At 72.0% G+C, this 25,367-nt stretch carries 20 protein-coding genes, 7 tRNA genes, 1 pseudogene and 1 riboswitch; of the genes and pseudogenes, 11 read left to right on the top strand and 17 right to left on the bottom strand.

Annotation, left to right across the window (positions count from 1 at the left end; translation table 11 throughout):
- Window positions 1–292 precede the first annotated feature (292 nt).
- A riboswitch (TPP riboswitch) is annotated at window positions 293–396 on the top strand.
- A complete protein-coding gene (thiD, locus tag ACFFF6_RS16070; RefSeq protein WP_376982497.1) occupies window positions 388–1,323 on the top strand; it encodes a bifunctional hydroxymethylpyrimidine kinase/phosphomethylpyrimidine kinase in 936 nt (311 codons plus the stop codon). It overlaps the preceding riboswitch by 9 nt.
- A 264-nt stretch (window positions 1,324–1,587) precedes the next feature.
- Here thiD and rsmA read toward each other — a convergent pair whose 3' ends face one another.
- Both rsmA and ACFFF6_RS16060 read right to left on the bottom strand, forming a co-directional pair.
- On the bottom strand, window positions 1,588–2,475 hold the full coding sequence (rsmA, locus tag ACFFF6_RS16065) for a 16S rRNA (adenine(1518)-N(6)/adenine(1519)-N(6))-dimethyltransferase RsmA (protein ID WP_376982496.1): 888 nt from the start codon (window positions 2,473–2,475) through the stop codon (window positions 1,588–1,590).
- Window positions 2,472–3,434, bottom strand: coding sequence for a TatD family hydrolase (locus ACFFF6_RS16060; protein WP_376982495.1), 963 nt, complete (start codon window positions 3,432–3,434; stop codon window positions 2,472–2,474). The genes rsmA and ACFFF6_RS16060 overlap by 4 nt, the downstream gene beginning before the upstream one ends.
- A 218-nt stretch (window positions 3,435–3,652) precedes the next feature.
- Here ACFFF6_RS16060 and rpmF point away from each other — a divergent pair, with 218 nt between their 5' ends.
- Entirely contained in the window at window positions 3,653–3,823 is a 171-nt protein-coding gene (gene rpmF, locus ACFFF6_RS16055) for a 50S ribosomal protein L32 (RefSeq protein ID WP_376982494.1), read from the top strand.
- Between the two features lie 112 nt (window positions 3,824–3,935).
- Here rpmF and rsmI read toward each other — a convergent pair whose 3' ends face one another.
- Entirely contained in the window at window positions 3,936–4,781 is an 846-nt protein-coding gene (gene rsmI / locus ACFFF6_RS16050) for a 16S rRNA (cytidine(1402)-2'-O)-methyltransferase (RefSeq protein WP_376982493.1), read from the bottom strand.
- 61 nt (window positions 4,782–4,842) lie between these two features.
- On the opposite strand from rsmI, the gene ACFFF6_RS16045 reads away from it, so the two are divergent.
- Window positions 4,843–6,447 carry a dolichyl-phosphate-mannose--protein mannosyltransferase gene (locus ACFFF6_RS16045; RefSeq protein ID WP_376982492.1) on the top strand — a complete coding sequence of 535 codons (1,605 nt, stop codon included), beginning with the start codon at window positions 4,843–4,845 and terminating at the stop codon, window positions 6,445–6,447.
- A 58-nt stretch (window positions 6,448–6,505) separates the two neighbouring features.
- Window positions 6,506–8,650 (top strand): 4-alpha-glucanotransferase, encoded by a 2,145-nt coding sequence (gene malQ / locus ACFFF6_RS16040; protein ID WP_376982491.1) that lies wholly within the window; start codon window positions 6,506–6,508, stop codon window positions 8,648–8,650.
- Here malQ and ACFFF6_RS16035 read toward each other — a convergent pair whose 3' ends face one another.
- Window positions 8,651–9,157, bottom strand: a complete 507-nt coding sequence (locus ACFFF6_RS16035; protein WP_376982490.1) for an S-ribosylhomocysteine lyase — start codon at window positions 9,155–9,157, stop codon at window positions 8,651–8,653.
- Window positions 9,158–9,263: 106 nt separating this feature from the next.
- On the opposite strand from ACFFF6_RS16035, the gene ACFFF6_RS16030 reads away from it, so the two are divergent.
- Window positions 9,264–10,505, top strand: coding sequence for an MFS transporter (locus ACFFF6_RS16030; protein ID WP_376982489.1), 1,242 nt, complete (start codon window positions 9,264–9,266; stop codon window positions 10,503–10,505).
- A 3-nt stretch (window positions 10,506–10,508) separates the two neighbouring features.
- Here ACFFF6_RS16030 and ACFFF6_RS16025 read toward each other — a convergent pair whose 3' ends face one another.
- The 4 genes from ACFFF6_RS16025 to ACFFF6_RS16010 form a co-directional block, all read right to left on the bottom strand.
- Window positions 10,509–11,207 carry a LysR substrate-binding domain-containing protein gene (locus ACFFF6_RS16025; RefSeq protein ID WP_376982488.1) on the bottom strand — a complete coding sequence of 233 codons (699 nt, stop codon included), beginning with the start codon at window positions 11,205–11,207 and terminating at the stop codon, window positions 10,509–10,511.
- Window positions 11,208–11,234: 27 nt separating this feature from the next.
- Complete coding sequence (locus tag ACFFF6_RS16020; protein ID WP_376982487.1) at window positions 11,235–11,978, bottom strand: alpha/beta fold hydrolase; 744 nt, start codon at window positions 11,976–11,978, stop codon at window positions 11,235–11,237.
- The gene (locus ACFFF6_RS16015; RefSeq protein ID WP_376982486.1) at window positions 11,975–12,685 is read right to left on the bottom strand and encodes an alpha/beta fold hydrolase; all 711 of its coding nucleotides are present in this window, start codon (window positions 12,683–12,685) and stop codon (window positions 11,975–11,977) included. Before ACFFF6_RS16015 ends, ACFFF6_RS16020 begins: the two co-directional genes overlap by 4 nt.
- A 170-nt stretch (window positions 12,686–12,855) precedes the next feature.
- On the bottom strand, window positions 12,856–13,650 hold the full coding sequence (locus ACFFF6_RS16010) for an SDR family NAD(P)-dependent oxidoreductase (RefSeq protein ID WP_376982485.1): 795 nt from the start codon (window positions 13,648–13,650) through the stop codon (window positions 12,856–12,858).
- 146 nt (window positions 13,651–13,796) lie between these two features.
- Between ACFFF6_RS16010 and ACFFF6_RS16005 the strand changes: the two genes are divergently transcribed.
- From ACFFF6_RS16005 to ACFFF6_RS15990, 4 genes are all read left to right on the top strand, one after another.
- Window positions 13,797–14,696: an alpha/beta fold hydrolase gene (locus ACFFF6_RS16005; protein WP_376982484.1), complete on the top strand. Its 900-nt coding sequence runs from the start codon at window positions 13,797–13,799 to the stop codon at window positions 14,694–14,696.
- Window positions 14,693–16,120 carry a dihydrolipoyl dehydrogenase family protein gene (locus tag ACFFF6_RS16000; protein ID WP_376982483.1) on the top strand — a complete coding sequence of 476 codons (1,428 nt, stop codon included), beginning with the start codon at window positions 14,693–14,695 and terminating at the stop codon, window positions 16,118–16,120. Before ACFFF6_RS16005 ends, ACFFF6_RS16000 begins: the two co-directional genes overlap by 4 nt.
- Window positions 16,121–16,164: 44 nt before the next feature.
- Complete coding sequence (locus ACFFF6_RS15995) at window positions 16,165–17,844, top strand: ATP-binding cassette domain-containing protein (protein WP_376982482.1); 1,680 nt, start codon at window positions 16,165–16,167, stop codon at window positions 17,842–17,844.
- A 114-nt stretch (window positions 17,845–17,958) separates the two neighbouring features.
- On the top strand, window positions 17,959–18,825 hold the full coding sequence (locus ACFFF6_RS15990; protein ID WP_376982481.1) for an ABC transporter ATP-binding protein: 867 nt from the start codon (window positions 17,959–17,961) through the stop codon (window positions 18,823–18,825).
- Between the two features lie 106 nt (window positions 18,826–18,931).
- Here the strand turns inward: ACFFF6_RS15990 and ACFFF6_RS15985 are convergent.
- Together ACFFF6_RS15985 and ACFFF6_RS15980 are read right to left on the bottom strand one after the other, a co-directional pair.
- Window positions 18,932–19,514, bottom strand: a pseudogene (locus tag ACFFF6_RS15985) (DUF4822 domain-containing protein).
- A 359-nt stretch (window positions 19,515–19,873) separates the two neighbouring features.
- Window positions 19,874–19,945: transfer RNA gene (locus tag ACFFF6_RS15980), tRNA-Val, on the bottom strand.
- Window positions 19,946–20,797: 852 nt separating this feature from the next.
- On the opposite strand from ACFFF6_RS15980, the gene ACFFF6_RS15975 reads away from it, so the two are divergent.
- The gene (locus tag ACFFF6_RS15975) at window positions 20,798–21,235 is read left to right on the top strand and encodes a hypothetical protein (RefSeq protein ID WP_376982480.1); all 438 of its coding nucleotides are present in this window, start codon (window positions 20,798–20,800) and stop codon (window positions 21,233–21,235) included.
- A 286-nt stretch (window positions 21,236–21,521) separates the two neighbouring features.
- On the opposite strand, the gene ACFFF6_RS15970 is transcribed toward ACFFF6_RS15975, so the two are convergent.
- The 7 genes from ACFFF6_RS15970 to ACFFF6_RS15940 all read right to left on the bottom strand — a co-directional run bounded on the left by ACFFF6_RS15970 (window position 21,522) and on the right by ACFFF6_RS15940 (window position 23,424).
- A tRNA-Asn gene (locus ACFFF6_RS15970) sits at window positions 21,522–21,594 on the bottom strand.
- A gap of 23 nt (window positions 21,595–21,617) precedes the next feature.
- Window positions 21,618–21,690, bottom strand: a tRNA-Pro gene (locus ACFFF6_RS15965).
- A 135-nt stretch (window positions 21,691–21,825) separates the two neighbouring features.
- A tRNA-Ser gene (locus ACFFF6_RS15960) sits at window positions 21,826–21,906 on the bottom strand.
- 322 nt (window positions 21,907–22,228) lie between these two features.
- A tRNA-Thr gene (locus ACFFF6_RS15955) sits at window positions 22,229–22,300 on the bottom strand.
- 385 nt (window positions 22,301–22,685) lie between these two features.
- A tRNA-Cys gene (locus ACFFF6_RS15950) sits at window positions 22,686–22,756 on the bottom strand.
- A 207-nt stretch (window positions 22,757–22,963) separates the two neighbouring features.
- Window positions 22,964–23,263 carry a hypothetical protein gene (locus ACFFF6_RS15945; protein WP_376982479.1) on the bottom strand — a complete coding sequence of 100 codons (300 nt, stop codon included), beginning with the start codon at window positions 23,261–23,263 and terminating at the stop codon, window positions 22,964–22,966.
- A gap of 88 nt (window positions 23,264–23,351) precedes the next feature.
- A tRNA-Ala gene (locus ACFFF6_RS15940) sits at window positions 23,352–23,424 on the bottom strand.
- A 463-nt stretch (window positions 23,425–23,887) separates the two neighbouring features.
- Here ACFFF6_RS15940 and mgtE point away from each other — a divergent pair.
- Entirely contained in the window at window positions 23,888–25,249 is a 1,362-nt protein-coding gene (gene mgtE / locus ACFFF6_RS15935) for a magnesium transporter (protein WP_376982478.1), read from the top strand.
- Window positions 25,250–25,367: the final 118 nt, after the last annotated feature.

Here is a 25,367-nt window from a genome sequence, read left to right as displayed (position 1 = left end):
TCCTCGCATTCTCTCCTGGCCCGGCCCGGACCGGCGACTCCGCCGGCCCGATTCCGGGCATCAAAAAAGGCCCGGGCCGCGCGCTCGGCGCTGCCCAGGCCTTGCCTCCCCTCAGACGGTCCCGGCCCTGGCATCGCGTGGGGACGATGACGGTCCGGTCCTCGGGGAGTGACAATCCTGTGATCGATGTCGATCGTGGGTCACCCTAGCACCCGTCGGCGCCGCTGCCCAGGGCCCGGGAGAGCTCGGGCCCGTGCACGGTCCGCCCGAGGCGTCCTCCGATGCTAGGTTCGTCGGTGACACGGGGTGCTCGCCCGGACCGAGGCGCGAGCTGAGAAGAGACCCGTCGCACCTGATCGAGCTCGTACTCGCGGAGGGATGTCATCCATGCGCACCAGCCTGCCCGCCCCCGGTCCCCTCGACGGCATCGTCCCGGACCGGATCCCGAACGTCCTCACCGTCGCCGGGACGGACCCCAGCGGCGGCGCAGGCATCCAGGCGGACCTGAAGACCTTCTCGGCGCTCGGCGCATACGGCATGAGCGTCATCACCGCCGTCGTCGCCCAGAACACCCGCGGCGTGCAGGAGGTCGTGGTCCTGGAGCCGGGCTTCGTCCGCACGCAGATCCGCTCCGTGCTCGAGGACGTGCGGGTGGACGCGGTCAAGCTGGGCATGCTCGCGACGCCGCAGATCGCCGAGGTCGTGGCCGATGAGCTCGCGGCGCGTCCCGACCTGCCGCTTGTGATCGACCCCGTGATGGTCGCCAAGAGCGGCGACCGCCTGATCAGCGACGAGACCGTCGACTTGGTCCGCGAGAGGCTCGTGCCGCGGGCCGCGCTCATCACGCCGAACCTGCCGGAGGCCGCGGTGCTGCTGGGCGCCCCTCCCGAGCTCGGCGCCTGGAGGGCCGCGGCGCCGGGCGGCACAGGACGGGCGGCCGGTCCCGGCGAGGGGATGCGGGGCGAGGCGACCTCGCTCGCGCAGATGCGGGAGCAGCTTCCGTCGCTGCTCGACCTCGGCTCGGCCTGGGTCCTGCTCAAGGGTGGCCATCTGGCCGGGGACCGGAGCGTCGACCTGCTCGTCGGAGCCGCGTCCCCGGACTCGGTGCGCGAGCTGGTCGCCCCTCGGATCGCGACGACGAGCGATCACGGCACCGGCTGCACGCTCTCCGCCGCGATCACCGCGCTGCTTCCCCGCAGGGGCATGGAGGAGGCGGTGCTGGAGGCGAAGGAGTACCTCACCGGGGCGCTCGCCCACGCCGGGGAGCTCGAGGTCGGCGGCGGCCACGGCCCCGTCCACCACTTCCATGCCCTCTGGGGCTGATCCGCCTGCAGCCCCCGAGCATCCCCACGGCCACGCCTGCCCGAGGACGAGGCAGAGCCGACCCGACGCCCCCGGCTGCCCCGCGCTGAGGCAGAACAGCCCACATCTGATACAACCACGGGCAGCCCCATCACCCCACGAGCACCGCTGCCCGTGTCCGAGGCAGAACGGCCCACGTCTGACACATCCACGGGCAGTCGTCGCTCGTCCTGCACACACCGACCCATCGACAGTCGCTGGCGCGGGCAGGCGGCATGGCGGCCTTCAGGAGGCGGGGAGATCCGCGGCGGCGCGGGCGATGGCGTGGAAGGCATCGACCTCGAGGGTCTCGCCGCGGGCGCCCGGGTCGATGCCCGCCGCCCGCAGGATCTCCTCCGCGCGCGCCGAGGAACCCGCCCATGAGCCGAGCGCCGCCCGCAGGGTCTTGCGCCGCTGGGCGAACGCCGCCTCGACCACGGCGAAGACGGCCTCCCGCTCCGTCTCGCTCCCCCGGGGCCGCGCATGGCGCACGAGCCGGAGCAGCGAGGAGTCGACGTTCGGCACGGGCCAGAACACCTGGCGGGAGATCTGGCCGGCGCGCTCGGTCCGGCCGTACCAGGCCGCCTTGACGCTGGGGGCGCCGTAGATCCGGGAACCCGGCCCGGCGGCGAGGCGATCCACGACCTCCGACTGCACCATCACCACCGCCTCCTGCAGGGTCGGGAAGCGCTCGAGAAGGGTCAGCAGGATCGGGGTCGCGACGTTGTAGGGGAGGTTCGCCACGAGCGTCGTCGGGACCCGCCCTCCGGGCAGCTCGGGCAGCTCGGTCACCTGGAGCGCATCGGCATGGACGAGCCGGAACCTCGCCGGCGCGATCCCCCGCGCGGCGAGCGTGAGCGGCAGCAGCTCGGCGAGCCCGCGGTCCAGCTCGATGGCCGCGACATCGGCCCCCGCCTCGAGCAGCCCCAGGGTCAGGGAGCCGAGGCCCGGCCCGACCTCGAGGACCGCATCGCCGGCCGCGACGCCCGCGGCACGGACGATGGTGCGCACCGTGTTGGGATCGATGACGAAGTTCTGCCCGCGCTGCTTGGACGGACGGATCCCCGCGGCGTCGGCCAGCTCGCGGATGTCGCGGGCGCTCAGCAGCTGCGATCCCTCCGGCTCGGCGCTCATGCCTCGGGCCATCCGTACACCTCGAGGGTCCGCTCCCGCACCGCGCGGCAGGCCCGCTCGAGGTCGGTTCCCGTCACCTCGGCGATCGTCGCCATGGTGAGGGGGACCAGGTACGAGGAGTTGGGGCGCCCCCGATAGGGCACCGGGGTGAGGAACGGAGCATCGGTCTCCACCATCACCCGGTCCAGCCCCACGTCGGCGAGGGCGTCGCGCAGGTTCTGCGCGTTCTTGAAGGTGACCGTCCCCGCGAAGGACAGGAAGAAGCCGCGCTCGACGCAGGCGCGCGCGAACTCCACGTCCCCGGAGAAGCAGTGCAGGACGGTCCGCTCCGGGGCGCCGTCGGCATCGAGGATCTCGAGCACGTCGGCATGGGCGTCGCGATCATGGATCTGCAGCGGCAGCCCCGTCTCCTTCGCGAGCGCGATGTGGAAGCGGAAGGCGTCGATCTGGGCCTGCCGGGCCTGCTCGTCCTTCCGGGAGGTGCGGAACCAGTCCAGGCCGCTCTCCCCGACCACGACCATCCCGGGCCCACGGACCAGGACGTCGACCTCGGCGAGCGCCTCCTCCAGCGGGATCATCGGCTCGCCGTCGTGCCCGTGGCCGCGGGCGTGCAGCGCCGCCTCGTTGGGGTGGATCGCGACCCCGCCGCGCAGGCTGTCCGGGCGGGCCGAGGAGGCGAGCAGGTCCGCGGTCCAGCGCACGGACTCCAGGTCCGAGCCGATGGTGATCATCGCATCGACGCCGACCTGCCGAGCGCGCGCGACGTGCTCCTCCACGCTGAGGTGGTCCTCGCCGTCGGCGAAGTCCAGATGGCAGTGGTTGTCGATCACCGGGGACGGCAGCGGCTGCGGTGCGGGCGGCCAGGAGCGGTCGCGGGAGGTGCGGCGGGGATCGAGGTCCTCGCGCCGATGCACCGGGGCAGGCGCCGCGGGCGCGCTGTCGGGCGTTGTCGAAGGCATGCGCCCATCGTAGGAGCACCGGGGCGTGGCGATGAGCATCACAGCTCCGGTGGGCGATATCACGGCTGCTCCGCGAGCGCGACCCCCGCCGATGTGGCAGGATGATTCCTCGTTGCGTGTCCTCGCTGCGCACCGGAAGCGCTCCCCTCGGAGCGCGGGGCTGCCACCTCGAGGACGCACATCCGATCATTCTTTCGGACCGTCCCAAGGAGCGTCCCATGGCAGTGCCCAAGTTCAAGATGTCCCGGGCTCGCACCCGGAGCCGCCGTTCGCAGTGGAAGGCGAACAACGCCGACCTCGTGCAGGTGACGGTCCGCGGCCGCAGCGCCGCCGTCCCGCGCCGTCTCGCGAAGGCGTACCAGCGCGGTCTCATCCAGATCGACGACTGATCCTGCCGTTGCCGCAGCAGCGAGCGATCGACGAAGGGCCCCGGTGAGAACCGGGGCCCTTCGCGCATCCCCGAGGCGTATCACCGAGATCGGTTCGACGCTGCGCGGGCCCTCACGCCGTGCGGGCCGCGAGCGCGCGGTCGTAGAGCTCCCGGCTGGACACGCCCTCGGCACCGAGGGCCACGGCCTTCGCGGCGTCCTTGAGCCGCTCCCCTGCCTCGGCGCGGGCGAGGACCGCGGCGAGGAGCTCCTCCGGCGAGGCCGGCACGGTCGAGGATCCGCCGACGAGGATCACGATCTCCCCCAGCACCTCGGTCTCCTCCGCCCAGGCCGCGAGCTCCGCGAGGGTCCCGCGGCGCACCTCCTCGTAGGTCTTCGTCAGCTCGCGCGCGACCGCCGCCGGGCGCTGCGCCCCGAACTCCTCGCGCATCACCGCGAGGGTCGCGGCGGTGCGGCGCGGGGACTCGAAGAACACGAGCGTCCGATCCTCGGCGGCGAGCTGTGCGAACACCCGGGCCCGCTGCCCGTCCCGCCGCGGCGGGAAGCCCTCGAACGCGAAGCGGTCCGGGGCCAGGCCGGAGGCCGCGAGGGCGGTGAGCACTGCGGAGGGCCCGGGGATGACCGTGACCGGGTGGCCCGCCTCGATCGCGGAGCGCACGGCGCGGTAGCCGGGGTCGGAGACGACCGGCATGCCCGCGTCGGTGACCAGCAGCACCCTCCGGCCCTCGCGCAGGGCCTCGATCAGGACGGGCGTCCGCTCCTGCTCGGTGTGCTCGTGATAGGCGATGACCCGGGCGGTGATCGTGACCTCCAGGTCCGCGGCGAGCCGGGCGAGCCGGCGGGTGTCCTCGGCGGCGATCAGATCGGCCTGCTCGAGGGCGCGCACGAGCCGTATGGAGGCGTCCAGCGGGTTGCCGATCGGGGTCGCGGCGAGGGTCAGGGTTCCACATGCGAGCATCCGCCCATCGTAGGGCCGCGGCCTCCGGGGACGCTCCGGAGCGATGACCTAGCATGACCGGGTGCCCACGCAGGAGATGACCCGACCCCGCGACGCCGACCCCGAGGCGGATCCGGCCTCCACGCGCAGCGCCCTCGAACGTCTCCTGCATGCCGAGCCGCTGCCTGCGAGCCGCCTGGCCTGGGCCGGGGCGCTGGCCGTCTTCGCTCTGGCCCTCGCGCTGCGGCTCTGGGGGCTGGGCGGCATCCACGAGCTGATCTTCGACGAGACCTACTACGTGAAGGACGGCTACACCCTCGTCCACCACGGCGTCGAGATGAACTGGCCCGATGAGCCCGACGAGGCCTTCGAGGCCGGACAGGTCGACAGCTACGAGGACCGCGGCGCTTACGTGGTCCACCCCAGCGTGGGCAAGTGGGTGATCGGCCTGGGCATGCTCGCGCTCGGGGCCGACGACCCCTGGGGCTGGCGGATCTCGGTGGCCGTGCTGGGCGCCCTGTCGGTGCTCATGCTCGCCCGGATCACCCGTCGCCTGCTGCGCTCGACCGGGCTGGGGCTCATCGCCGGCGGGCTGCTCGCGATCGACGGCCTGCACCTCGCCCAGTCGCGGACGAGCCTGCTGGACCTCGTGCTGATGTTCTTCGTGCTCGCGGCCTTCGGGGCGCTCCTGATCGACCGGGACGCCTTCCGGCGACGCCTCGCGGCGGTGACCGCCCGCGCGATCGACACCGGGGAGTCCCTCTCGGTGCTCGGCATCTCCGGGGGGCTGCGACCCTGGCGGCTGGCCGCCGGGGTCCTGCTGGGCCTCGCCTGCGGGGTGAAGTGGTCGGGCCTGTACTTCCTCGCGGTCTTCGGCATCATGACGGTGCTGTGGGACTGGTGGGCGCGCCGCAGGATCCGGGAGGATCGGTGGCTCGCGAACGGGTTCTTCCGCGACGCGGTCCCCGCCTTCTTCGCGATGGTCGGCACCGCCGCGCTCACGTACCTCGCGTCTTGGACCGGCTGGTTCGCGAGCGACAAGGGCTACTACCGGCACTGGGCGGAGGAGAACGGGCATGAGGGCGGCAATCCGGTCCTGAACGCGCTGCGGTCCCTGTGGCACTACCACGCCCAGGCCTACGAGTTCCACGTGGGCCTGGACTCGGAGCATCCGTATCAGGCGAGCCCCGTGGGCTGGCTGCTGCAGATCCGCCCCACGAACTTCTACTACCGCTCCTACGACTTCGGCGAGATGGGGTGCCAGGCGGAGAAGTGCGGCGCGCAGATCCTGTCCGTCGGCAATCCGCTGATCTGGTGGCTGGGGACGCTCGCGGTGCTCGTGACGCTCCTGGTGGGGATCATCTGGCGCGACGGGCGCGCCTGGGCCGCGCTGAGCGGGATCATCGGCGGGTACCTGCCGTGGTTAATGTACCTGGACCGGACGATCTTCACCTTCTATGCGGTGGTGTTCGAGCCGTGGCTGATCCTGTGCCTCGTCTACGTGATGGGGCTGGTGATCGGGCCGCTGCGGGCGGATCCCGAACGGCGTCTGGCCGGGACCCTGTTCATCGGCTCCGTGCTCGCGCTGATCGTGCTCGTCTCCGCCTTCTTCTGGCCGATCTGGACCGGTCAGGTGATCGATCTCGAGCAGTGGCGCTGGCGCATGTGGCTGCCCAGCTGGCCGTAGGACGGACCGCGGGGCGGAACGGTCGGAGGCACGGGCCATGGGCACCTATGATGACGCCATGGAACCGGATCTCCCCGCTCAGCGGTCCGCACCGAGCTCCTCGGACCTCCGGGAGTTCGCCCGTGACCTCGGCATCGGCACCGATCACTGGGGCTTCGACGGGACGCTGAAGCAGGTCCCGGACGCCACTCTCCTGAAGGTGATGCGCGCTCTGGGGCACGAGATCTCCACGGGCGAGGACATCGCCCGGGCGCGTGCCGAGCGCGAGGCCGCGCAATGGCGGCGCACGCTGCCGCCGGTGACGGTGCTGCGCGAGGACGAGCAGGGCTCCGTGCCCGTGCACGTCGCCCATGGGAGCCCCGTGCGGCTCTCGCTCCGCCTCGAGGAGGGCACCGCGCAGGACCTCCCCCAGATCGAGGACAACACCCCTCCCCTCGAGGTGGACGGGATGCTCCGGGGCCGGGCCCGCTTCGCCGTCCCCTCCGGGCTGCCGCTGGGCTGGCATGTGCTCGTGGCCCATGTCGACGGCGGGACCGTGGAGGCTGATCTGGTCGTCACGCCCGTGCGGCTGGATGCCCAGGACGATCTCGGTGCCCGGCAGGCCGTCGGTGTGCAGGCGCAGCTGTACTCGATCCGCTCGCAGGGCTCCTGGGGGATCGGCGACCTCGGGGACCTGCGGGACCTCTCCGCGATCCTGGGAGCTCGGCATGGCGCGGACTTCCTGCTCGTCAACCCGCTGCACGCCTCCGATCCCCAGCCGCCGATGGAGCCGAGCCCCTATCTCCCGGTCACGCGGCGCTTCACCTCCGCGCTCTACCTGCGCATCGAGGACGTACCCGAGTATGCGTCCCTGCCTGAGTTCGCGCGGCAGCGCATCGGCCTGCTCCGCACGGGTGTCGCGTCGTGGAACGAGAGAGCCGACCGCCTTGAGCGCGATGAGGTGCTGGGCGCGAAGATGCAGGCTCTCAAGGAGCTGTTCGCGGCACCCCGCACCGCAGGTCGGCAGGCCCTGTTCGACGCCTTCCGGGCGCGCGAGGGGCAGGGCCTCGCCGATTTCGCCCTGTGGTCCGCGCTCGTCGAGCGGGCCCGCCGCACCCATGCCGCGTTCCCGGAGCCCGGTTCCGATGTCGTCCAGCAGGCGCGCCTCGACCTCGCCGACCGGATCGAGCTGCACGAGTGGATCCAGTTCGTCCTGGACGAGCAGCTGGGCAGGGCTCAGAGCGCTGCCCTCGACGCCGGGATGCGGGTCGGGATCATGCACGACCTCGCCGTGGGCGTCACGACCGAGGGCGCCGATGCCTGGCGCCTGGGCCCGGTGCTCGCGCGAGGGGTCGGGGTCGGTGCTCCGGCGGACCAGTACAACCAGCACGGCCAGAACTGGCATCAGCCGCCGTGGCGCCCCGACGCTCTCGCGGCGGAGTCCTACCGTCCCTGGCGGGACATGCTGCGCTCCCTCATGCGCCATGCGGGCGCGCTGCGGATCGACCATGTGCTGGGGCTGTTCCGCCTGTGGTGGATCCCCGAGGGCAACCTCGCCTCCGACGGTGCGTACGTGCACTACGACCACGACGCGATGATCGGCATCCTCGCGCTCGAGGCGCGGCGTTCGGGCACGATCGTGATCGGCGAGGATCTCGGCACCTTCGAGCCGTGGGTGCGCGGCTACCTCGACTCCCGCGGGATCCTGGGCACCTCGATCCTCTGGTTCGAGACGCAGGGCGACGGCGGACCGATCCCGCCCTCGCAGTACCGGAGCCAGTGCCTGGCCTCCGTGAACACGCACGACCTGCCGCCGACCGCCGGGTACCTGGCCGGCGACCATGTGCGGCTGCGCCACGAGCTGGGGCTGCTGGACGGCTCGCTCGAGGAGGAGCTCGAGGCCGATGCCGCCGCCCGGGCCCGGTTCCTCGACGCGATCGCGGCCCAGGGACTGCTGCGCGAGGGCGAGCGGGACGACGAGGAGCTGGTCCTCGCCCTGCACCGCTACCTCGCGTCCTCGCCGTCGCTGCTGCTGGGCGTCTCCCTCGTGGACTGCGTGGGCGAGCGCCGTATCCAGAACCAGCCGGGGACGGACGAGGAGTACCCGAACTGGCGGATCCCGCTGGCCGATGCCGCAGGCCGCGTCGTCACCGTCGAGGACGTCGCGACCGATGCCCGCACGGCCCGCCTGCTGGCCGCGGTGCGGCAGGCCGCCGGGACCTGATCAGGCGGGGAAGACGTCCTCCCACTCCTCGCGACGATCGAGGAAGGCGCGGGCCGCGGCCTGGGCGCCCTCGAGCGTGTGGTGGGCGCCCCAGCCGCACTGGACCTCGTTCGCCGCCGGGACCTCGGTCGCCGCCAGGAGATCCTGCAGGGTCGCCTCGAGCACGGGCGCGAAGTCGGCGGCGGTGTGCTCCCCGGACAGCAGCGCGTAGAAGCCGGTGCGGCAGCCCATCGGCGAGACGTCGATGACGTCGGAGGTGTGCTCGCGCATGTGCTCGGCCATGAGGTGCTCGAGGGAGTGCACCGCATCGGAGTCGAGGTGGGCGACGTTGGGCTGGGTGAAGCGGATGTCGAACTTCGTGAGCACGTCCCCGGCCGGGAGGACCTTGCGATCGGCGATGCGGATGTACGGGGCGCGGACCGCGCGATGGTCGAGGTTGAAGCTCTCGACGTTCATGCGCGCGCGGGCGTCCTCGGCGGTGCGCTCGGGCGCAGGGGTCTCGGACATGGGGCCTCCTCGGGATCGGGTTCGCGGTACCCGAAGACGGTACCGCCCTCCCCGGGTCGGCAGCATCTCCGCGCGGAGCCGCGGACATCCCCGGTAACCTGGACGGATGCGCCTGCTCCCGCCGACCGGATCGTGGCCGCGGGACTTCCGCCTCCACTTCGCGGCACGGCTGTCCGCCGGGCTCGGCTCCCAGGGGACCTACGTCGCGACCCCGCTCGTGGCGCTGCTGACCTTCTCCCCCGCCCAGGCGGCGCTCGTCACCGCGGCGTCCTACCTGTCGACGCTCCTGGTCGGGGTTCCCGCGGGGCTGCTGGCCGATCACACGTCCCGGCGGCGCGTCATGGCCGGGGCGGAGGCGGTGCAGCTGATCGCCATGCTGGGTCTCGCCGGGTGCTTCGCCTCCGCCTCCCCGCCCCTCGCGCTCGTGTGCGCGCTGTCCTTCGTCAACGGCGCCATGTTCGCGGTGTTCGGGGCCGCGTCCTCGAGCGCCGTGCCCGACCTGGTCGACCGCTCGGAGCTGACCGGGGCGCTCAGCGCGATGCAGGGACGCGACGCCGTGATCAGCGTCATCGGTCCCGTGATCGGAGCCGCTCTCGTCGCCGTCGCCCCATGGCTGCCCTTCGTGGTCGCCGCCGCGACCTTCGGGACGGCGGTGCTGCTGCTCGCCGGCATCTCGCAGCCGCTGCACCCGCGCCCCTCCCCCGACGGCCAGGACGCCGCGCCGGGCACGGGTCCGGGCTCCCGGCGGGGACGGGCCGTGCGCGGCTTCTCGCTGATCCTCGCGCAGCCGGTCCTGCGCGGGGTCGTGGCGGCGCAGGTCCTGCTCAGCCTGGTGCTGACCGGATCGTTCTTCACCGTGATCGCCGTGCTCTCCCAGCGCGGCGTCGTGATCGGTTCCGGAGCGGTGACCGCGGCGATGGGGGCGGGCCTGCTCCTGGGCAGCGTGCTGGCCGGACGCGTCGGCGGCCGCTGGTCGGTGACGCACGCTGTCCTCGTGCAGGCGCTCGTCTGGACGGGATGCATGGGTCTGCTCGCGCTGTGGGCGCCCGTCGCGACCTGGTCGCTGCTCGCGCTCATGGTCCCGGTGCTCGCGCTCATGTGGCTGCTCGTGCCGGCCTCGCGGGTCGCCCTCGAGCTGTGGATCGCCGATCGGGTGGCGCGGGAGGAGCGCGGTCGTCTGCAGTCCGGGCGCGGCGTGCTCATGGCCGTGGCGAGCCCGCTCGGTCCCACCCTGAGCGGCCTGCTCCTGGCCGGACCCGGCGCCCCTGCCGCCTTCGCGGTCCTCGCCGCGGCCTCGCTGCTGGCCGCGGTGCTGGTGACGCTGCTGCCGCGGTCACTCGGGTCCTGAGTCTCAGCCCCGCCGTCCCCCACGCCCTGTCCGTGCGCTGCGCCGTCCCGAGGAGCCGGAGCGGGCGGAGCGCTGGGCGGCGCTCCCTCGCGCGGACCGTGTCGTCCCGGCGCCTGCCTGCTGCCCTCCTCGACCGCGCGACGGGGTCTCCTCCCCGCGGCTCGAGCGGGTGGTCCGGCCGCGGACGACGGCCACGAACTCCTGACGCAGGGCGTCATCGGCGGCAGCGGGCCAGGCGAGGGCCACACGGGTCGGCTCGGCATCCCGCACGACCCGGTGCACGGCGTCCCTGCGGTGGTGGAGGCGGGCCAGGGACATGGGCATGAGGGCGTGACCGACGCCGGTCGCCGCGACGGCGACCCGCTCGGCGGCATCGTCGAGGTTCTGCGGCGCGATCGCGATCGATTCCGCGAGCTCCTGCGCTCCGAGGTCCTCGTACAGGCTCAGCACGTCGTCCACGCCGACCACGGCGACGGGACGCTCCTCCCACAGCGGCACCACGTGGAGATCGCCGTCGTCCTCGAGCGGAAGGCGGACGAAGCACAGGTCCACCTCCTCCTCGGCGAGGGCGGCGCGCTGCCTGCTCCAGGGGATCTGCACGAGCTCGAGCCGAGCCGGGCGTCGGCCGTCCCGCCAGCGCCGGGCGAAGCGGTCGGGTTCGACGCCGGGGACGTAGCCCACTCGCAGGATCTGGTCCGTCATGAGCGCAAGCGTACGCGGCGCCGGAGCTCAGCCCTCCCGCAGGACGCGCAGCAGGTCCGCCGTGAAGCGGTCGGGGGCGGTGAGGTTCACGAGGTGCCCGCCGTAGGGCAGCACGACCAAGCGGCCGCGGGGAGCGGCGGCCGCGAAGGATCGCTCGTGCACCCGCATCTGGTCGAAGCGGGGGTTCAGGATCGTGACCGGGCAGGTGATCCGGGCGAGGTCGGCGCGCAGATCCAGACCGGCGAGCGCGGCGAAGGCCGGGCCGATCACCGCGGACGCGGTGAGTCCGCCGGCGACGTAGGCGCGGTGGCCCTCCGCATGAAGGAGCAGCCGCGGCAGCAGGCCCGCGCTCCCGTGACGGCCGGCGGCCGCGGCGGACCGCATCACCGCGCCGTACAGGCGGGCGCTCCGCTCTCCCGCCTGCGCGGATCCGCCGATCACGGTGAGCGAGGAGAGCACGCCGGGATCCGGGAGCGTCGCTGCCGCGTGGATGGCGAGCATGGCGCCGAGGGAGTGGCCCGCGAGATGGGCCCGCCCGCGAGGGTCGTCGGCCGCCGCCCGCTGGACGGCCCTGTGGAGCACCCGCATGGCCGCGTCCAGGGCGAACGGCTCCCGCCGGCGCTCGCCGTGCCCCGGCAGATCCGGGGTGAGGACGGTGTGCCCGGCCGCGACCAGGGCCGGCCTCTGCGGATCCCACTGGGTGCGGGACGTCCGGGTGCCGTGGACGAGGACGAGGGGCAGGGGTGCCGCCGGCGGAGGATGGAGGCTCATGCGGATCGCCGGGTCCGGGCCGCCTCGCGGATGATCCGGGTGAAGCGGCGCGGCCGGTTGAGGTTCGCGATGTGCCCTGCGCGGTCGAGGATCCGCAGGGTGCCGTCGCGCGCGGCCTCCCGGCACTGCCGCTCGTGTCGGCGGAACGGGTCCGAGGCGCCGTTGACGAACGTGATGGGCACGTCGATCACGCGCAGGTCGCCGAGCAGATCCATGCCGCCGACGACCTCCACCACGCCGGGGACGACGCCGTGGGCGCGTCCGCCGCCGTAGTAGCGCCGCGCCGCCTTCGGCGAGTTCGCCCGGGCGAAGGCCCGATGCACCCGGGCGTCGCTGTCGCCCGGCATCCAGTCCTTCATCCTCAGCCATATCCCGTACATCCGGGCGAGCTGCGGGCCCGGGACCACCGTGCAGTCCGCGGCGACGAGCGCGGCCAGGCGCCCCGGGTTCTGCGCCGCCCAGCGGATCGCGAGATAGCCGCCCAGAGAGAGCCCCACGAGCACGGGCGGCTCGGGGCAGGCGGCGACGGCGTCCGTGATCGTTCGCAGGCTCGTGTCCCGGGTGAAGCGCTCCGCGGCGCGGCGGCCGTGGCCGGGGAGATCCGGGGCCTGGACGTGGAAGCCCTTCTCGCGCAGACGACGGATCTGGCCCTTCCACATGGTGCGGGAGGAGCGGACGGCGTGCACGAGGACGACGCTGCGGGTCATCGGACCGGAGCCCGGGAGGCGAGCATGATCCGATCCTAGTCGGCCCGGGCGGCATCGATCCGGCTCCGGCCGTCTGCGCCTCGCCGATATCCGCTCGCCGGATCCTCCCTCCGCTGCTCGGCCAGGCTCCCCTGCCCTGACCGGCCCGCAGGATCAGGGCCGGGGCGGAGTCAGGGCAGGATCGCGTCGACATACCCGCCGTCGACGCGGACCGCGGCTCCCGTCGTCGCAGACGCGAGAGGAGAGCTGAGGTAGGCGACCATGTTCGCGATCTCCTCCGGCTCGATGAGCCGCTGCAGCAGCGACTGCGGCCGGTGCAGGCGCATGAACTCCCGCTGGGCCTGCTCCCACGGGAGCGCGCGATCGACCAGCTGGTAGACGAAGTCCTCGACCCCGCCGGTGTGCGTCGGCCCGGCGATCACGGAGTTCACGGTCACGCCGGTGCCCGCCGCCTCCTTCGCGAAGCCCCGGGAGACGGCGAGCAGCGCCGTCTTCGACATGCCGTAGTGGATCATCTCCGCGGGGATGACGATCGCGGAATCGCTCGCGATGTCCAGGACGCGTCCCCAGCCCCGGGCGATCATCCCGGGGAGCGTCAGGCGGATGAGACGCACCGCAGCGAGGACGTTGACCTCGAAGTAGCGCCGCCATTCGTCGTCCTGGATCTCGAGCGCGTCCGCGGCACCGAAGATCCCGAGATTGTTCACGAGGATGTCGACGTCACCGGCCGCTGCGAGCACGGCATCGGCCCCGGCCGGATCGGTGACGTCCCCGGGGGCGGCGATCAGCTGCCGCCCCGGATCCTGGGCCCGCATCTGTGCGCAGGCGGACTCGACCGCCTCCGGTCTGCGGCCGTTGATCGCGACGCGGGCGCCGGCATCGGCGAGGGCGGCCGCGATGGCGCGTCCGATCCCCTGGGTGGATCCGGTCACCAGGGCAGTCCGCCCGGACAGGTCGATGAGCATGGTCCCTCTTCCGTGGAGCGGTTCGGGCGCGGACGGGCCCGGTCGTCCCACCACCCTAGGCGTCCCGGCACGGGGTCGCGCCCGGCCCTGACATCCGCACCGCTCGGGCGTACCGTGGGGCACGTCCCCTCATGCCTGGAGGCGCCATGACCATCGACCTGTCCACCCGCGCTCTCGAGGTTCCCGGGGCGGTGCTGGCCTACGACGTCCGCACCCCCTCGACCCCGTCGTCGCATCGACCGCTGTTCGTGCTCGGCTCGCCGATGGCGGCTTCCGGGTTCGCACAGCTGCTCGAGCACCTCACGGACCGGATCGTCCTCACCTACGACCCGCGGATGGCCGAGCGCAGCCGCCTGACCGCGCCGGCTCCCGTGAGCGTCGAGATCCATGCCGAGGACCTGCACGCGATCGTCGCCGATGCCGCCCTGGGACCCGTGGACGTCTTCGCCAGCAGCGGCGGCGCGATGGTCGTCCTGCCGTGGGCCCTCGCGCATCCCGGGGACCTCGGCGTGGCGGTGCTGCACGAACCGCCTCTGGCCCTGCTGCTCCCGGACGCCGAGGTCGTGGTGCAGGCGATGGCGGACATCGCCGCTTCCTACCAGCGGGAGGGCTTCGGTCCCGCGATGGCCCGGTTCATCCGCCTGGTGACGGTACGGGGGGAGCTGACGCCGGACCATCTGACCGCGCCCGCTCCGGACCCCGCGGCCTTCGGGCTCCCCGTGCAGGACGACGGCTCGCGCGATGATCCGCTGCTGGCCTACAACGTGGCGATGCCCCACTACCTGCCCGATGCCGAGCAGCTGCGCGGAAGCGGAGTCCGCCTGGTCCCCGCCGTCGGCGCCGAGGGCGAGGGCACGGTCGCCCGTCGCGGAGGCGAGGCCCTCGCAGCCCTGCTGGGGACCGAGCCGGTCGTCTTCCCCGGCGACCACGGGGGATTCGCACGCTCGGACTGGACGCCGCGCAACGACCCGGCGGCGTTCGCGGCGACGCTGCGCGGAGTCCTCGACACGGGCCGACGCGGCCCCCGTCAGGACGGGATCGCGTGAACGCGGGCGGCCCTGCCGGGGATCGCCCGGACTACGACCTGATCGTGATCGGCGCAGGCCCCGTCGGCGAGAACGTCGCCGACTACGCGACCCGGCGCGGCCTCCGAGCCGCGATCGTCGAGGAGGAGCTCGTCGGCGGGGAGTGCTCCTACTGGGCGTGCATGCCCTCGAAGGCGCTGCTGCGCAGCGGGAGCGCGCTGCGGGCCGCGCGCGCCGTCGCGGGAGCGCGGGAGGCCGCCTCCGGCGAGCTCGATGTCGCCGCGGTGCTGCGCCGTCGGGACGCGTTCGCGGCGAACTGGCACGACGACGGGCAGGTCTCCTGGCTCGAGAGCGCCGGCATCCCGCTGCTCCGGGGCCGGGCGCGGCTCACGGGCCCGGGCAGGATCGAGCTCGACGGGGTCCCGTACTCGGCCCGTGCGGTGGCGCTCGCCACCGGCTCGGTCCCGGTCCTGCCGGACATCCCCGGGCTCGCCGACGCCGCCCCGTGGGGGACCCGGGAGATGACGTCGGTGCGGCAGGTGCCGCAGAGCCTCGCGATCATCGGCGGAGGCGTCGCCGCGGTCGAGGCCGCGACCGTCTTCGCGTCGTTCGGGACGCGCGTCGTGGTCCTGGCCCGCGGCGGGCTGCTCAGCCGGGAGGAGCCCTTCGCCGGAGAGCTGGTCGCCTCCGCGCTGCGGGCGGACGGGGTGGACGTGCGCCTGGGCACGACACCGCACCGGGTGGACCGCGAGTCCGGCGGGACGGTGCGGATCGCGCTGCCGGACGGCGAGCTGCTCGAGGCGCAGGAGGTTCTGGCCGCGACCGGTCGCCGACCCGCGACCGCTGATCTGGGGCTCGAGACGGTGGGATTGGATCCGCAGGAGCGGATCGAGGTCGACGAGACGATGCTCGTCGCGGGCACGGACTGGCTGTACGCGGCCGGCGACGTGAACGGCAGGGCCCTGCTGACCCACCAGGGCAAGTACCAGGCGCGCGTGGCGGGAGAGGCGATCGCCGCGCGTCTGCGCGGCGGTCCCGTGCGGGACGAGCCCTGGGGTCGCCACGCCGCGACCGCCGATCATGCCGCGGTCCCGCAGGTGGTGTTCACGCATCCGGAGGTCGCCCGGGTCGGCCTGACCGAGCGGGAAGCCGTCCGGGCCGGGCTGCGGATCCGCACGGTCGATCAGGAGATCGGTGCGATCGCCGGCGCCTCCCTGCACGCCGACGGGTACACGGGCCGGGCCCGGGTCGTGGTCGACGAGGATCGCGGGATCCTCGTGGGAGCCACCTTCGCGGGCGCCGATGTCGCCGAGCTGCTGCACGCGGCGACGATCGCGGTCGTCGGCGAGGTCCCGCTGACGCGTCTGTGGCATGCGGTGCCCGCCTACCCGACCATGAGCGAGCTGTGGCTGCGGCTGCTCGAGGCGTACGGCTCCGCGGACTGAGAAATCGCTTGCTCCGGCGCCGAGGTCGTCCCTAGCCTGCGAGCATGTCCCATCTCGACGCATCCGGCATCGACTACGTCCTCCCCGACGGACGCCCCCTCCTGCACGAGGTGTCGCTGCGGGTCGGGGACGGCGAGCGCGTCGCGCTGATCGGTGCGAACGGAGCCGGGAAGTCGACGCTCCTGCGGATCATCACCGAGGACCTGGCAGCGCATGCCGGAGCCGTCACCCGGGCCGGGACGCTGGGGGTCATGCGGCAGTTCATCGCAGGCGGCGCGCAGGCGACGGTGCAGCAGCTGCTGCTGTCGGTCTCACCGGATCCTCTGCGGGAGGCGGCGCAGGTGCTCGCCCGCACCGAGGCCGCGATGGAGCGCACCGGCACCGAGAAGGCGCAGATGGCCTACGCCGATGCCGTCGTCGCCTGGGGCGACGCGGGAGGCTACGACGCCGAGGTGCTGTGGGACATCTGCACGACGGCGGCGCTCGGCGTGCCCTACGACCGCTGCCGGGACCGCCTGCTCACCACGCTGTCCGGCGGCGAGCAGAAGCGCCTGGCCCTCGAGGCGCTGCTGCGCGGACCCGACGACCTGCTGCTCCTGGACGAGCCGGACAACTCCCTGGACGTGCCGGGCAAGCGCTGGCTCGAGGAGCAGATGCGGTCCAGCGACAAGGGCATCCTGTTCGTGAGCCATGATCGCGAGCTGCTGGCCCGGGCCGCGACCTCGATCGTGACGCTCGAGCTGGGCGGGGCGGGGAGCACCTCGTGGACGCACGCGGGCGGCTTCCGGACCTACCATGCGGCGCGGGAGCAGCGGTTCGAGCGCTTCGAGGAGCTGCGTCGCCGGTGGGACGAGGAGCACGCCAAGCTCCGCGACCTGGTGCAGATGTACAAGATCAAGGCGGCCTACAACTCCGACATGGCCTCCCGGTATCGTGCGGCGCAGACGCGGCTGGCCCGTTTCGAGGAGATCGGTCCTCCGCAGGAGCAGCCCCTCGAGCAGCACGTGCAGATGCGTCTGCAGGGCGGTCGGACGGGCAAGCGAGCGCTGGTGTGCGCGGAGCTCGAGCTGACCGGGCTGATGCATCCCTTCGATGCGGAGGTCCGCTTCGGGGACCGGGTCGCGGTGCTCGGCTCGAACGGCTCCGGCAAGTCGCACTTCCTGCGCCTGCTGGCCGGGGGCGGCACCGATCCGGAGGCGGAGCACGAGCCCGTCGGCGACCTGGAGATCGCCCCGGTCCCCCATTCCGGCAGCGCTCGTCTGGGCGCGCGCGTCCGTCCGGGATGGTTCGCCCAGAACCGGGCCCGCCCGGAGCTGGCGGAGCGGACGCTCCTGGAGATCCTGCATCGCGGCGATGAGCACCGGCGAGGCATGCCCCGCGAGGAGGCGTCCCGGGCGCTGGCCCGCTACGACCTCGCGGGAGCGGCGGAGCAGCGATTCGACTCGCTCTCGGGCGGGCAGCAGGCGCGCCTGCAGATCCTGCTGCTCGAGCTGGGCGGGGCGACGATGCTGCTCCTGGACGAGCCGACCGACAACCTGGACCTCGTCTCCGCGGAGGCGCTCCAGCATGCGCTGGGCCTCTTCGAGGGGACGGTCCTCGCGGTCACGCACGATCGCTGGTTCGCCCGCGACTTCGACCGCTTCCTGATCTTCGGCGCCGACGGCGGGGTCTACGAGGCTCCGGAACCGGTGTGGGACGAGGCCCGGGTCGCTCGCAGCCGCTGAGGCGAGCGCCCACCATGGGGACGGATTGTCTGCTTGTCTGCGGAGTTAGATAGGGTCGCCGCAGATCGGCCCGCTCCGCGTCCGTGGAGCGAGCAGCAGCACGAGAGGATTCCCATGAGCATGACCCCCGCGTCGCCGCCCCGAGACCTGCGCACCGCGAGGACCGGGGAGGACGGCGCGCTCGCCCCCGCCCCCTTCGAGGAGGTCCTCCGTCTCGAGCAGGTCGACGTGATCCGCCAGGGCCGTCGGATCCTCGCCGAGGCGTCCCTCACCGTCCGGCCTGGGGAGCACTGGGCCCTCATCGGCCCCAACGGTGCCGGCAAGAGCACGATCCTCAGCATGTGCGGGGCCCTCGAGCATCCCAGCCGCGGCACCGTGCACGTGCTCGGGGAGCAGCTGGGCCGGGTCGAGATCCGGGCGCTGCGGGAGTCGATCGGCCACGTGAACCCGCGCCACCCCCTGCGCGCAGCGCTCACGGTCCGCGAGGTGGTGCTGACGGGGGCGACCGGCACCGAGGAGCTCATGCGGCGCTGGAAGCCGAGCCCCGAGCTCACCGCCCGCGCCGATCACCTGATCCGGCTGCTGGGGCTGGGCGACCTCCACGACGCCCGCTGGCCGACCATGTCCCAGGGCGAGCGAGGCCGTGCCCTCATCGCACGGGCCCTCGTGTCCGATCCCCGCCTGCTGCTGCTGGACGAGCCCTCGACCGGCCTCGACGTCGCCGCCCGCGAGCTGCTGCTGGAGACGGTCGACGAGCTGCACCGCACCCATCCGGAGCTCGCGACCGTGCTGGTGACCCATCACCTCGAGGAGCTTCCGGAGAGCACGACCCACGCCGCCCTCGTCCGGAACGGGCGCATCATCGCCTCCGGGGACGTCGCGGAGGTGCTCACCACCGAGCTGGTGACGACATGCTTCGACCACCCCATCCGGATCGAGCACCACGACGGGCGGTGGCAGGCGCGGGCGGATCGCCGCTGAGGCTCGCGGGCTCGGCGGCCCGGCCGACAGCTCCGACCCCTCAGATGCGGAGGGCCCCGGCCCGTCGGAGGACGGAGCCGGGGTTCGGATCAGTCGGCTGACGAGCTCAGCGAGCGTTGCCGTTGTTGACGTGATAGTCGCCCTTGCCGCGGTTCTTGCCGCCGTGGGCGCCGGGGCCGTTCTGGCCGCTGCCGGGCTCGACATGGTTCGTGGGCGTGTGGACGATGTCGAAGAACACCGCGGTGTCGCCGGCGACGGGGAAGACGCGGTAGGTGAACACGTGCTTGTCCAGTCGGACGATCGGCACGGTGCGCTGGAACAGCACATTGCCGGCGGCGTCGCGGGCGTTGATCCACCGCTCGGAGCCGTCGGGGGTGACGGTCCACTCGCCCCTGCAGCGTGGGGCTGTCGTCGAGGTTGTACATCGTGTGCGTGCCGTCGGCGTCGAAGTAGGCCCAGCCGACGAAGCTCGCGACCGCGGCGTCGTCGAGGGCGGCGCGGCGCCCGTCCTGGTCGAGGGCGAAGGTCGTCTTCCAGGGAGTGGAGGCGAGGACGTCGGAAGGAGTCCGCACGGACGTCGTGCGGACGGGGGCGGCCGGCGATGCGGCGGGCGCCGCGACGACGGCGGCGAAGGCAAGGGCCGAGGCTCCGAGCACGGAGCGGCGGGACGGTGCAGAGGTGATGTTCATGCTCATCGCCGTAGGATTCCGTGCCTCCGCGACGCATCAACCGATCGGCTATCCGCGGACAGCCGGTCGGCAGCCGGAGCCCGTCGGGAGCGCTAGCCGCTCGACGAGCGCCTCAGCCCGTATCCTCGCAGGCCCGGTGAGGGAGCGAGCGCACGCGGTGCCGGGACCTGGTCCCAGCCCTGCGACCTCCTCGATGCCCTCGAGACGCGCTTCCGACTGCGCCATGGGCCCTCCGCCCGAGGTTCCACCGTCCGGATCGGCTCGGGATTCCGATGGGGCCCCAGCCCCGGTGCGCGAGCCCCTCGGGCACGGCCGCGCTCGGTTCCCTCCCGCCTCGACGGAGTCGCCGAGTGGGTGCGTCGTCGCGGGTGGCCTCGAACCACCGGCCTCTCCCGTGTCGGGGGAGCGCTCTACCGCTGAGCTACGCGACGTGGTGGGCACCGCGGGCTCGATCCGAGGCGCCAGTACCTCGACGGCGCCTGGAGTACCGCACGGCCAACTCAGACCGGAGCCCTCTATGCCGCTCCGCCGGGTCTGCGAGGTCGCAGTCAACGTCGCCAAGGACTCGAGACACCCTGGCGAACTCGGCTCGTCTGCATGTATGATGCGAGTCACATCCAGGGGGGCCTCCACGGTGCGGATGGCCATGATCGACCTCCGACTCGTTCGACGCCTTGCGCGCACAGTAGACCGGAGAGAAAAATAAGAGCCCTTCGTAAGATTCGGACCGTCCTGATCGCGGCCACATTTTGCCTCACCCTTGGCATCTCGGGGGCGGCAAACGCGGAAGGGGAGAATGTCGATTCGGAGAACTATGCGGTTCAGGCTGACTGGTGCGCACATACGGCGAGTAATCCGCAGTACGCGGGAAAGCTGATATGCGGCTCGATGGTGTCCTATGAGTCCGGGGCCATCTACGGGATAAAGCGCGCCGGAATCGTGACGACGAACAATACTACAATCAAGAGCATCACCATTCGGCAGGGGAACGACACGTACGATAAAGCCAAGGTGGTCGCCACGAATTCGACGAGTGGCTATGCTGTCAGCACGGCCGCACCCACTTCTGCCCGCGGCTTTGCTTACTGCAAGCAGAGCACCGGAGGGTTGCTCTACTGCTGGGCCCGGTCTTCGTGAATCGCACTGCACGTAGCGCGGCAATCGTTTTCGTGACTCTGGCGATCGGGGTCGTGCTCTCCGGATGCACCACTCCGACAGCAGGACCGATGGAGCCTTCTAGTCAGACAAATGTGACAATGGAAGTCCTTGCTCGCCATAAGTAGGTGATCGATACGCCACCGGCTGAATATGCGGATCCGCAATTGGGGATCGAGGATGAGTCTTGGCGCCTCGCGAAGACAGGTCAGAACTTGGAGGTGTTCGTCGGCGCTACCTCCGCCACGTACTGTCTGCTGGTCATTAAGTCTGAAGTTGGAACCCAGGCCTGCAGTCAACTGTCGGTATCGACGCCACTATCGATGGTGAGCGAAACTCCTGACGGAACTGGCGATGTTGCCTACATTGTAGTCTCGGACGCCTATGTTTTTGCGAGTGTCGGAGGTGTTGATTGTGTCGCCGCGAACAACATCATTGCGATCGAGAATCCGCTACAGGGTGATGGCGTGATTGAGCTCCTCGATCAAGATGGAGCCTCCCTTGAGCTGAAGCTTCCGTCCAGCATCGACGGCAAAGTCTCCGTCGGCGATCCCCAGTGCCTCTGACGTGAGGCTTGGGTTGGCAGTATTGGCCCTTTTGGTGCTTTGCTTCGAATTGCGGCTGTTTTCTCCCGTGTGAAGCAATTCGATCGACGCAGGAGCTTCCGAGATAAATCAATTTAGCCATGTCGTCCTCAGGCGGGCTAGCGGCATCGTGCCGGCAGTAAATTGGCCCCTGTGCGGGATCGAACCAGGGGCCACCCGCCTAACGGGCGGGCGCACTGCCGCTGAACTACGAGACGTGTTGGGCTCTGCGGGCTCAGCCCGAGGGACGTGACCCGAACGCGTTGAGCTCCCCTGGGAGGGATCGAACCTCCGGCCTTGCGCTTAACAGGCGCCTGCTCGTGCCGCTGAGCTACAGGGGAATGATCCTCCCGTCGGGAGGAAGTCGGGATGGCGGGGCTCGAACCCGCGACCTCACGGCCCCCAGCCGTGCGCGCTACCACCTGCGCCACATCCCGGCACCCGTCGCGGCATGCGCTACGACGGGGCGGACGAAGCCCGAGCACCACCTCGGGCCCCGCGTTGATCGACTGGTCTTGGCCCGGGAGCGTCGATCGGACTGCCCGGCGGCGCGACCCACCGACGGCCGCTCGCGGAAGGTGTGGGGGTCGAACCCACGCGCCCCGGAGGACGACGGCCTAGCAAGCCGCTGCATTACCGCTCTGCCAACCTTCTCCATGGATCCTCCCCTCCGCCTGAGGCCTTGCTTGCTCACGGGCTCGTCGTGTTCGCTGGAGACACGGACACGGGAGGCGCTCAACATGGGAGAGAAGTTCACCGCCGAGGAGGCGGTCCGTCGCGTCATGGCCGTCACCGGAAAGGGCTCCGGATGGGCCGCCAGATGGATTTGCAGCACGTTCCCGGGAACCTTCACCCGGGGCCAGCTGGAAGCCGCTCTCGCACGGTGGAAGCGCGATCATGGGCCGGCCATGGCGATGCCACCCATCGGCCCCTCGACAGGACCCGCCCCCAGGGGGCCTGGGATCGGGCTCTGAGAGCTTCGAGCGGGGCTCGAACCCGCGGCCTCCGTCGTACCAGGACGGTGCGCTACCACTGCGCCACCGAAGCGTGACCGGCGCGACCCCGTTCAGGATCCTCGAACGGGGTCGCGCCGCTGGGCGCGATGGTCTCCGTGGCTCCGGTTCTCCGCCGGGCCCTCGGATGAGTCGTACCGAGGGCGATTCGAGCTCTTCGGTCCCCGGCCTGAACACCGGTCGCCGTCCTGCTCGGGGCTGCTCCTCGCCCCTGTGCCCGCCGTCGGGATCGAACCGGCACGACCCTCGCGGGCAACACGGCCCTCAACCGTGCGCGTCTCCCAGATTCCGCCAGGCGGGCATGCCTGCACGCGATGATCCTGTCCTGCCTACCTGCACCGACGGGCGTGCCACCGGCGATCGGGAAGGGGTACGACCCGGGATCCAACGGCCACCCGCCCCGGAGGGGGATGGCATCGAGGTGACGACGGGACTCGAACCCGCATGACCGACTTTGCAGGCCGGTGCCTCGCCCTTCGGCCACATCACCATGACGGGGCGGGCCCGGCTATGGCCCGTGTCCCCGGCAGCCCTCGCACTCGGGGTGGCTGCATACCCTCGGCGTGGGACGGCGGACGGTGCATCGCCTGGCCCCTTCTCCGCGCCGATCGGGCGGCTTGGGTCAGGGATGCCGCACCCTGCCGACGATTCAGCCCGGTCGTCGGCACCGGAGAGCGAGAGCCACTCGCTTCGTACCCTATGCGTTCCCCCGGGCCGCACACCCGCCGACGCGATCCCGCTCGACCTGCTCAAGACCGAACAGGATCCCATCCGCGCGAGCCTGCAAGCGATCACCGGCCGGCTCGACACGTTGGAGACGACCTACGACAAGGCCAAGGTCGGTCTCGACGCGATCCTCGGGCTCCTCACCGACATCAGCGACGTCTACGCCAAGGCCGAACCCGCCGAGCGGCGGATGCTCAACCGGGCACTGTTCGACCGCATCACCATCGATGACGAGGACCAAGCCACCCTCGAACCATGCGAGGTCATCCAAACGATCCTCGCCACCAACCCCAGGTCACACAACGAAAGAACCTTGCCCCGCGATCACACGGGGCAAGGTTCGAACGTTCACCTTTACGTGGAGCTAGGGGGATTCGAACCCCCGACCTTCTCATTGCGAACGAGACGCGCTACCAACTGCGCCATAGCCCCGGGCGGGTGACCCTCCACCGTCCTGCGGCGGGGAGCCGGAGGACAACGCTACCAGAACGTCGACGGGGCGCGGCACATGCCACAACCCGCCTCTGCGCTCCTTGCCTCCGCCTCCGCCCCGGTCTACGGTGGCCACGGCGCGGCCAGCGCCCCAGCGCAGCGAGAGCGAGGTGAGCGATCCATGGACAGTGACAGTTGCACTCCCCCGCCGGACGCCGCCTCGCGGTGCTCCGCCGCGCCCCGCGCCTGATCGGCACCCTGGCTCGGCGGCCCGTGCTCCAGCGCGGCATCCGGCGTCGACAGCCCCGCCCCTGCCCGGCCCCGCCCGGCGCCCCGCAGATCCTCACGCACCGCGCACCGGTCCTGACGGCTCACCTCGCAGCTGAGCCGTGACGACTCGCGGTGGGCGCGGATCCCCTCGCGCCGCGGCCCGGCCGCGCGCTGCTCAGGAAAAGAGCCTCCGATGACCTTCCAGGACCCCGCCGTCGACCTCGACGTCACCGCCCAGACCATCAGCCGCGCGATCGCCGAGCGCGATCTCACCGGCCTCGCCCGCCAGCTCGGCACCCTCGATCTCTCCCAGATCCTCGACATCGGCGGGCGGCTCGAGGACCGCCAGCGCGCCGTCATGTTCCGCCTCCTGCCCAAGGACCGGGCACTCGAGGTGTTCGAGCGCCTCGACCCGGCCCTCCAGCGCGAGCTGGTGCACGACCTGCAGGGCGGCGAGGTCGCCGAGCTCTTCGCAGCGCTCGAGCCCGATGACCGGGTCTGGCTGCTGGACGAGCTCCCGGCAGCCCTGGCCACCCGCCTGCTGCGCGGTCTCCCCGACCATGAGCGGGCGCTGACGGCCTCGGTGCTCGGCTACCCCCAGCACTCGGTGGGCCGGCGCATGAGCCCCGCCTACGTCTCCGCCAGGCCCGAGCACACCGCAGGGCAGACGCTCGAGCGGGTCCGGGCGCGCATCGACGACGCGGAGACGATCTACACCATCCCGGTGCTGGATGCGACACGGCACCTGGTGGGCATCATCAGCCTGCGGGATGTGCTGCGGGCCGAGTCCTCGACCGCGCTCGAGCAGCTCATGGTCGATCCGCACAGCGCCCTGGCGACCGAGGACGCCGAGCTCGCGGCCCGACGCTGCGCCGAGCTGCGCATGCCCGCCCTCCCAGTGGTCGACGCGGAGCAGCGTCTGGTCGGCATCCTCACCCTCGACGATGCGGTGCGGATCCTCGAGCGCGAGGAGGACGAGGACTCCGCCCGCCAGGGCGGCGTCGAGCCCCTGCGCCGCCCCTATCTCGCCACCCCGGTGCGCTCCCTGGTCCGTTCCCGGATCGTCTGGCTGCTGGTCCTCGCCGTCGGGGCGACGCTCACCGTGCAGGTGCTCGACGCCTTCGAGGCGACCCTCGAGCAGGTGACCGTGCTCGCGCTGTTCGTGCCGTTGCTGATCGGCACCGGCGGGAACACCGGGAACCAGGCCGCGACCACCGTCACCCGTGCTCTCGCCCTCGGCGACGTGGGTCCGCGCGACGTGCTGCGTGTCCTCGCCCGGGAGCTGCGGGTGGGCCTGCTGATGGGGCTCCTGCTCGGAGTCCTCGGCGCCGTGATCGCCGGTCTCCTGTACTCGCCCGGCATCGGCCTCGTGATCGGGCTGACCCTCGTGGGCATCTGCGCGGTCGCAGCGACGATCGGCGGGGTGATGCCGCTGGTGGCCCGAGCGGTGAGGGTCGACCCGGCGGTGTTCTCCAACCCGTTCATCTCGACCTTCGTGGATGCGACCGGGCTGGTGGTCTACTTCGTCATCGCTCGCGCCGTGCTCGGGATCTGAGGCCCGATGGGCCGCGGCCCGCACCGATGACGCGCCGCGGACCACAGACACGGCGCCGGCGGGCTCGGGCTCCGAAGGCCTTCCACGAAAAGCGGCTCGACGGGGCTCGGCGCATCGG

It is taken from the genome of Brachybacterium hainanense (assembly GCF_042434575.1).
GTDB lineage: Bacteria > Actinomycetota > Actinomycetes > Actinomycetales > Dermabacteraceae > Brachybacterium > Brachybacterium hainanense.
The sequence above is the reverse complement of the archived record's forward strand: the minus strand, read 5'-3'. Positions and strand labels throughout refer to the sequence as shown.